The sequence below is a fragment of the Geminocystis sp. CENA526 genome, assembly GCF_050753365.1.
Classification (GTDB): domain Bacteria; phylum Cyanobacteriota; class Cyanobacteriia; order Cyanobacteriales; family Cyanobacteriaceae; genus Geminocystis.
Genome location: NZ_JBLZFY010000056.1, coordinates 1 through 8,616, shown reverse-complemented (window position 1 = coordinate 8,616; position 8,616 = coordinate 1). Strand labels below are relative to the sequence as shown.

Sequence of the window (8,616 nt, the reverse complement as noted above, 5' to 3'; positions counted from 1 at the left end):
GCCTTTGGCGATCAAATCTTTAAACTCACAATATTTCTGATATAATTACTAAAGAGAAATTGAGAGGAAAAAAATATGGCAACCACAGCAGATGAGGTATGGCGTTTACTAGGAGAATTAATTGAGTCTCAGAAAGAAACCGATCGAAAATTTCAAGAAACAGAACGATTACTCAAAGAGCAATCTTTGGAAACCGATCGAAGATTTCAGGAAACCGATCGAAAACAACAAAAAACCGATCAACAAATTAAAGAATTAGGCAAACAAATCGGTGGTTTAGCAGGGAAATTTGGCAGTTTTACCGAAGGTTTAGCTTTACCCTCTATGGAGAAAATTCTTAGGGAAAAATTCGCTATGGAAGTAATAAGTCCTAGTGTACGGGTTAGTAAACAAGGAGAACATATAGAAATCGATGTTTTAGCCTATGCTAATGGTTCGGTAAATCAGGCTTATGTGGTAGAAGTCAAAAGCCATGCCAAAGAAGAATCCATCGAACAATTAAAGACCATATTACAACGTTTCCGTTACTTTTTTCCAGAGCATCAAAACAAGCAAGTATATGGTATTTTAGCCGCCGTGGACTTATCAGCTTATGTGCGTCAAAAAATTCTACAAGAGGGTTTATATGTAGCACGTATTCATGAAGATGTTTTTAACCTCGATATTCCCGATGGTTTTGAGCCGAAAGTTTGGTAATTTCATCTCGAACCTTTGTCATGGCGAGGCACGAAACAATCTCAAATCGATCGAACCAAGTTTGTAGTAATGGCTTTAGCCATTGTTCAAAAATCTATAATTCTTTACAAAAATTAACGATTGAGTAAATACATTAACGAATAATATTAGTTATCTAAGCAAAAACACTGATTGAAAATATCACCCTAATATTCTCTTGAGGGATAATAATAAATAGATGGACATTTTTTATACTAGCATTTATACCCAGTTAACCCAATTTGCAAATTCCCCTAGTTTTTGGACAGATTTTGAATTAATTTTTGGTAGCAACTTTAATCAAACTGTAGCCCAAGACATCCGGAGTCAATGGTTAAATGGAAACTTTAGTAACTTACCAAAAATCGAAGTTATCAGTAGTGATATATTAGGTAACGCCCTTGGTGGTTATGCTAGTAGTAATAACACCATTTATTTATCAAAAAGTTTTATCAGCAACGCTACTCAAGCCCAAATTAACGCTGTATTATTAGAAGAAATCGGTCACTTTATCGATGCACAAGTTAATCTTATCGACACGGTGGGAGACGAAGGAGAATTATTTAGTGCCATAGTCAGGGGAGTCACCCTCAGTGAACAAGAATTAAGCCGTATTCGTAATGAAAATGACCATAAAACCATTACTATTAATGGACAGGACATCAATATTGAGATGGCGGTAGGACTTACTATTACTGACAGTCAAACTGTTTCCAGTAATATCACTTTGAGTGGCACAGGCACTGGAACGGGTGCTTCTAATTATGGTGTCTTGTTTGAACCAGGTTCGAGAACCGCTACTGGCACAGCTACCATTACCGTTAACGGTACGGGGGGAGGAGATGGCACAGGGCAAGATAATCAAGGTATCCGTATTCGTCAAGCGACTGGTGGCATTAAAGCTGAAAATGGTGCCATCACTGTCATAGGACAGGGAGGTAAAGGTACACAGCAAAGCAATGGTGTGACATTAGTATTTCAGGGTTCAATATCCTCTAGTGGCTCTGGCAATATTAAAGTTCAAGGTACTGGGGGAACTGTTTCGACCATTGCTGCCATTGGTGTGGATTTATTTGATCAGGGTTCTATCTCTTCTTCTGGCACTGGTACGATCGAGGTAGTCGGTAAAGGTGGTACTGGTGCGGGGAGTAGTAGAGGTGTTGCTTTAGCCCTGAAGGGTTTTATTTCCTCCGTAGATGGTGACATCACAGTAACAGGTACTGGTGGTAACACTGGCGGTACTAACAGAGGTATAGAATTAATTGTTTCCTTTGGGGGTGGAGGCAAAATATCTTCATCGGGATCGGCTAATATTACCATCAACGGTGATGGTGGCGGTGCGACAGGAAGTACGAGTAATCAGGGTATTATTGTAAGTGGTAGCACCAGCGAAATTAAATCCTTAAACGGTGACATCTCTTTGATAGGTAAAGGAGGTAACGGCACTGGCGGTAATCACGGGGTTCTTCTTGTTAGTGGTAGTAATGTATCTTCTACGGGAACGGGAAAGATTACCATTGATGGTACGGCAGGAAGTGGCAACAGTCAAGGTGTCAGAATCGAAACCAGTGGTACTAAAATTCAAAGTAACACAGGAAACATTACCTTAATTGGTAAGGCTACTGGCTCAAACTTTGGCATTGATCTTGTTACTGGTACTTCTATTCTCAGCACTTCAGGACAGATCAGTCTATTAGGCAATACTATCAATTTGGATAATAATAGCACCATTAGCAGTGGGGGTGCAGTTTACATCAACTCTGATCAAGATGCGGATAATAATCAAACCACTTTGGGAGCAACAGTTAATATTACAGCTAGTACATTATTTTTAAACGACACCATTAATGTTAACTACAATGCAGGAGTAAGTCGTTTTGACACCATTAACTTAACGGGGGCTTTAGATTTAAACGGTTCAACCTTAAATCTTTCTTTGACGGGTTATACTGCTACTGTTGGACAGAAATTTACTCTCATTGACAATGATGGTACTGATGCCGTCACGGGAATTTTTAACGGATTAGCGGAAGGGGCAAAAGTTGGCACAAGTAACTCTTTAGATGTCTTTATCACCTATCAAGGAGGAGATGGTAATGATGTACAGTTATATGTTCCCGATGTAAAAGGAATCAAGATCAACGCTAATAACAATTTAACAGATACAGATGTAATCATCAACGCCGAATCTACTGTCACAGTAACGAATCAGAATATAGTCATCAGTCGTAGTGGTGGCACAGATACCTTCGATATTAACAGCGTGGGTACAGCCTTCAAGTCCGATATAATCATCGATGGAAATGGTTATACCAGTGGTGATCCCCTCAAAATCAATGGTAGTATTGCAGTTAATGACTTAACCCTCGATGAAGTTCAAACCATCGATGTCGGTTCTGGGGTTGCGGTAAGTACGATCGATCTTGTTGGTGATAATGGAGATGTAAATTGGACAGTAGGCAAATCCATCGACTTTGCTTCGAGTTCGAGTTTAAAAACCACGAAGGGAAATATCAACCTGACAGCAAAAGGTGAGGCAACAGGTAATTATTTAGGAATATTTGTTAATGGTAGTACAATTACTTCAGATGAAGGTTCGATCGAACTCATGGGTACGGGGGGAAGTGGTACAACGAACAATTTTGGCGTTCGCATAGAAAATAGTACAATTATCTCTAATAAAGGGACGATCGAGGTGACAGGTACAGGTGGTGAAGGTACTGATTTCAACAGTGGTATTTCCTTATTTGACAGCGGAGTAATATCTTCTACAGGGGAGGCTACTATTACCGTAACAGGAAAAGGATCAGCTACCGCTACGGGAAATAATAATGAGGGTGTTCGTATTAATAATAACGGCAAAATTACCTCCGTAGATGGTAATATCATTGTTACAGCTACCGCAGGAACGGCGACAAATGTAAATAATAACTTTGGTATTTTCTTAGGCACGGGAGGCTCAATATTATCTACGGGTAAGGCGACTATTACCGTAACAGGCACTGCTTCTAGCACTGCTACTGGTAGCTTAAATCAAGGTGTACGCATTAATGGATTGAGTGGAGGTAGCGAAATTTCCTCCCAATCTGGAGACATCGTTATTACAGGTACTGGTGGATCAGGTACAAGTGATAATCATGGTATTATTTTAGTCAATGGAGCAAAAATATCTTCTTCAGACACGGCAATTATTACATTAGAAGGCAAGGGTTCGACTACTTCCAGTGGTAATGATAATTATGGTATTGCCATTGAGGGTACTGATAGTAAAATTACATCCATTAATGGTGCGATCGACCTGACAGGTACTGGTGGTAGTGGTAATAATAGTCATGGTATCAACCTTACCTCCAATTCAATTATTCAAAGCAATACGGGGACAATTACTTTACAAGGCACGGCAACAACTTCCCTAGACAACAGCAGAGGGGTTTTGCTCCTGTCAGGTGCTACTATCACAACAACAGGTACTGGGAAAGATACTGGAAATATTAACATTACAGGTGTTGGATCTTCTACAGCCCAAGGAGCGGAAAATCATGGAGTACGCATCGAAGGCACTGGTAGTAAAGTCAGTTCTGTTGATGGTGACATTACAGTTATGGGAACTGCGGGAAATGGTAAGAATGATAACTATGGTATTTCTCTCACGTCAGGAGGGACAATTATTTCTAATGGAGTAGGCGAAAATGCAGGTAATATAAGAGTAACAGGTAACGGTTCTACTAATACGATGGATTCTAACCATGACGGAGTGCGCCTTAATTCAAATGGTCGCATCACTTCTAAAGATGGTTCGATTTCAGTGACGGGTACAGGAGGTAATGGTGTTAATGGCAACATGGGAGTTCGTGTTACTTTTAGTTCTTTAATTCAATCCACTGGAAATGGTAGTGTCACCGTTACTGGAACAGGAGGTGATGGCACGACAAACAACCTTGGAGTCCAAGTATTTCAAGCTAAAGTATCTTCCCATAATGGAAATCTTACCATTGAAGGAACTGGAGGAGACAGTGGAACAAATCATCATGGGGTTAGGGTAGAATCGGCGGGGGTAATCGAATCTACCGGTACGGGTACGGTGACAATTACTGGTAATGGTGGTGGCACATCAGGAGATGGTATCCGCATTGAAAATACTGGTTCGAAAATTCAAAGTAATACTTCCACTATCCATCTTACTGGTACTGGTAGCGGTACTGGTGTTGGTATTAACCTCTTAAGTTCGACATCTATTAATAGCACATCAGGAGACATTAACCTCTTAGGTAATACCATTAGATTAGCTAACGATACCACTATTAGTACAGGAGGAGATGTTTACATTAACTCTGATCAAGATATTGATACTGGTGTTGCAACTTTTGGGGCGACAGTTAATATTACCGCCGATACCTTATTCCTTAATGATACTGTACAATTCAATTATGATAGTATTTCTGATAATTTTAGCCGTCTTGAAGTTACAGGAAAAGTAGATTTAAACGGTTCAAGTTTACAAATAGATTTAAGTAATATCCCTAATACCCCTAATGTCGTTTATACTTTGATTAACAACGATGATAACGATGCTGTTGTTGGTACATTTATGGGTTTAGCAGAAGGTGGTTTAGTGAATCTTGATGGTGATTTAGCATTTTTGATCACCTATAAAGGGAATGGAAGTGATCCTTCTGTGGCAAACATTGGTACTGGTAATGATGTGCAACTATACAGCTTAACCGTTCCCGTTGATCCCATTATTACTAATGGTACTGGACAACCTGATACTATTACAGGAGGAGTCGGTAAAAATATTATCTCCTCTGGAGGAGGAAATGACTCTGTGGTAGGCTCATTTTTAGACGATACCTTAAATGGTGGTAGTGGGAATGATACCCTCATAGGAGACGATGGAAATGATCGACTTGATGGCGGTAGTGGTAACGATAGCCTCTTGGGGGGTAATGGTGATGACATCATTTTAGCTGGTAGTGGTAATGATACCCTGATCGGTGGTATGGGTAACGATACTTTGACAGGAGGAAGTGGCGCTGATTTATTCCTGTTTAATTTTGCTAACGAGGGTATCGATCGAATTACAGACTTCAAAGTTACAGAAGATTCGATCGGGATTAATGCCAGTGGTTTTGGGGGTGGATTAACGGCTGGTGTAGCTTTAACCAGCTCTCAATTCCGCAGTGGTGCTGGGGTTACAACAGCTAATAATACCACTCAAAGGTTTATTTACAATACTTCTACGGGGGCGTTATTCTTTGACGTGGATGGAGTTGGGGGTAATCCTGCCGAACAGATTGCTCAACTAAATTCTCGATTATCCTTAAGTCAGAATAATTTTATCGTGATTTAAACTGATAGGCATAATAAGGGGTGTAAACTCCTTATCCTCTGCTCGGTGGTAAAATCTCTATGTTCGATCGTACTTACAGACTTCTTTCACGCAGTGTCGCCTTTGGCGATCAAATCCTTAAACTCAAAATATTTCTGATATAATTACTAAAGAGAAATTGAGAGGAAAAAAATATGGCAACCACAGCAGATGATGTATGGCGTTTACTAGGAGAATTAATTGAGTCTCAGAAAGAAACCGATCGGAGATTTCAAGAAACCGATCGAAAATTTCAGGAAACCGATCGAAAACAACAAAAAACCGATCGACAAATTAAAGAATTAGGGAAACAAATTGGCGGTTTAGCATCGAAATTTGGTAGTTTTACCGAAGGTTTAGCCTTACCATCTATGGAGAAAATTCTGAGAAAAAAATTCGCTATGGAAGTAATAAGTCCTAGTGTACGGGTTAGTAAACAAGGAGAACATATCGAAATCGATGTTTTAGCCTATGCTAATGGTTCGGTAAATCAGGCTTATGTAGTAGAAGTGAAAAGCCATGCCAAAGAGGAATCGATCGAACAATTAAAAACTATATTACAACGTTTTCGTTACTTTTTTCCCGAGCATCAACACAAACAAGTATATGGTATTTTAGCCGCCGTGGACTTATCCGCTTATGTACGCCAAAAAATTTTACAAGAAGGATTATATGTAGCTCGTATTCACGAAGATGTTTTTACCCTTGATATTCCTGAAGATTTTGAGCCTAAAGTTTGGTAATCTTTCAAAAATCGAAATGTTATAATGTAATTAATTTTAAGAGGGGAAAAGAATATGACGACTACGGCGGATGATGTTTGGCGTTTACTGGGAGAGTTGATTGAATCTCAAAAAGAAACAGAACGGTTACTAAAAGAACAAAGTCAAGAAACCGATCGAAGATTTCAGGAAACCGCTCAACAACAAAGAAAAACCGATCGACAAATTAAAGAATTAGGGAAACAAATCGGTGGTTTAGCAGGAAAATTTGGTAGTTTTACCGAAGGTTTAGCGTTACCATCCATGGAAAAAATTCTGAGAAAAAAGTTTGCTATGGAAGTAATAAGTCCTAGTGTGCGTGTCAGTAAACAAGGAGAACATATAGAAATTGATGTTTTAGCCTATGCTAATGGTTCGGTAAATCAGGCTTATGTCGTGGAAGTTAAAAGCCATGCCAAAGAAGAATCGATCGAACAATTAAAAACCATTTTAGAACGTTTCCGTTACTTTTTTCCTGAACATCAAAACAAACAACTTTATGGCATTTTAGCGGCGGTGGATTTATCCGCTTATGTGCGTCAAAAAATTTTACAAGAAGGATTGTATGTAGCTCGTATTCACGAAGATATTTTTAATCTTGATATTCCAGATGGTTTCCAACCTAAAGTTTGGTAAGAAAAGAGGTTCGATCGATCCTCCTTAGTGTAATCAGTTCGATCGACTTTATAATAGATTGACTACTCCCCTGCCTGAAGGCGAGAGGATTCTTCCTTCACTGAGTGATGCTATTCAAAAGTAAACTTTTTACTTAGTCTTACTCTCTCTCTAGAAGCTGATGCGATACGCCCTACCGCCAAATACTACAATGAGTTATTAGATGAATTAGGTTTAACAATTGAAGATTTGACATCTGGAGATGAAGATGAGGTTTATCAAAATTTATAAATTCATCCCCTAAAATTAATTCTAATTCCTAATAATGCACCTAAGTTGAGTGATAACTTGGTTTTTCTGCAATATCGTCATGAGTCTAATTCCCTGATGATGATAAAGGTTAATGGGTAATGTCTGCGGTAGATTCTCCATTGTTTCCCTTGCTATTTTTAAAGAACATCCTGTAATTCTTGCGATGGCATTTGCCCCCTCAAATCTCCCCGTATCCGATTTAACCGAGATAATTTCGAGTTGCCATTCTTTGGGTTTTATCTCCCCTTTTTCAATGCTTTTAAGTCCTTCTATAGTCGCTAAGACAATCAATCGATCGCCCTGAGTCAAGAGTATATCATCACTAGGCATCAAAGTTGTTTTATAACTGTCATTAGCACTATAAAAAATGGGAATAACTCCATAGCCATGGGCAACTTCCCCTAATAATAAACCATTTAAAGTGTCTTCGGGTTCAATTTCATATTCTGTTAGTAATATAGTTTGTCGATCGAAACGATAGATTTGTAAAATATTTTCTCCAAAAGCGGCTCCTGTAAAGGCTTCTGCGGCTAATTGATAAGCACTAAAAACGTGAGATTGAGGTAATAATTGATGTAAATTGTTGGTAAAACTATCCCCATTAGTACGAATAACAAGATTAAGATGAGGATTAAAATTTTGCGTCATCAAAGCTACTTCTAAATTAGTTATATCATCATCAGTAACAATAACCGCACTTTTTGCTTTTTCTAAATTAGCTTGTTTTAAACTATCTTGTAAATTACCAATAATTAACGGAAAACTAGACTGAAGGGAAGTATCTATATTTTGATTAAAACTAATAGCTAATAATGACTGTTTTAACTCTTTTAATTGATAAGCTAT

General features: G+C 38.6%; 5 protein-coding genes. 4 read left to right on the top strand and 1 reads right to left on the bottom strand.

Annotation, left to right across the window (positions count from 1 at the left end):
* Positions 1-75 precede the first annotated feature (75 nt).
* The 4 genes from ACN4EE_RS14470 (at position 76) to ACN4EE_RS14455 (ending at position 7,479) form a co-directional block, all read left to right on the top strand.
* Positions 76-696: a DUF3782 domain-containing protein gene (locus ACN4EE_RS14470; protein WP_431707162.1), complete on the top strand. Its 621-nt coding sequence runs from the start codon at positions 76-78 to the stop codon at positions 694-696.
* A 217-nt stretch (positions 697-913) separates the two neighbouring features.
* Complete coding sequence (locus tag ACN4EE_RS14465; protein ID WP_431707161.1) at positions 914-6,064, top strand: beta strand repeat-containing protein; 5,151 nt, start codon at positions 914-916, stop codon at positions 6,062-6,064.
* A 173-nt stretch (positions 6,065-6,237) separates the two neighbouring features.
* Positions 6,238-6,825: a DUF3782 domain-containing protein gene (locus ACN4EE_RS14460; RefSeq protein ID WP_431707160.1), complete on the top strand. Its 588-nt coding sequence runs from the start codon at positions 6,238-6,240 to the stop codon at positions 6,823-6,825.
* A gap of 54 nt (positions 6,826-6,879) precedes the next feature.
* The gene (locus tag ACN4EE_RS14455; RefSeq protein ID WP_431707159.1) at positions 6,880-7,479 is read left to right on the top strand and encodes a DUF3782 domain-containing protein; all 600 of its coding nucleotides are present in this window, start codon (positions 6,880-6,882) and stop codon (positions 7,477-7,479) included.
* A gap of 291 nt (positions 7,480-7,770) precedes the next feature.
* Here the strand turns inward: ACN4EE_RS14455 and ACN4EE_RS14450 are convergent.
* Positions 7,771-8,616: NAD-binding protein (locus ACN4EE_RS14450; protein WP_431707158.1), on the bottom strand; the 846-nt coding region annotated here is incomplete at its 5' end.

Coding starts and splice junctions, on each gene's coding strand:
- ACN4EE_RS14470 (WP_431707162.1), top strand. CDS start 76: ATGGCAACCACAGCAGATGAGGTATGGCGTTTACTAGGAGAATTAATT.
- ACN4EE_RS14465 (WP_431707161.1), top strand. CDS start 914: ATGGACATTTTTTATACTAGCATTTATACCCAGTTAACCCAATTTGCA.
- ACN4EE_RS14460 (WP_431707160.1), top strand. CDS start 6,238: ATGGCAACCACAGCAGATGATGTATGGCGTTTACTAGGAGAATTAATT.
- ACN4EE_RS14455 (WP_431707159.1), top strand. CDS start 6,880: ATGACGACTACGGCGGATGATGTTTGGCGTTTACTGGGAGAGTTGATT.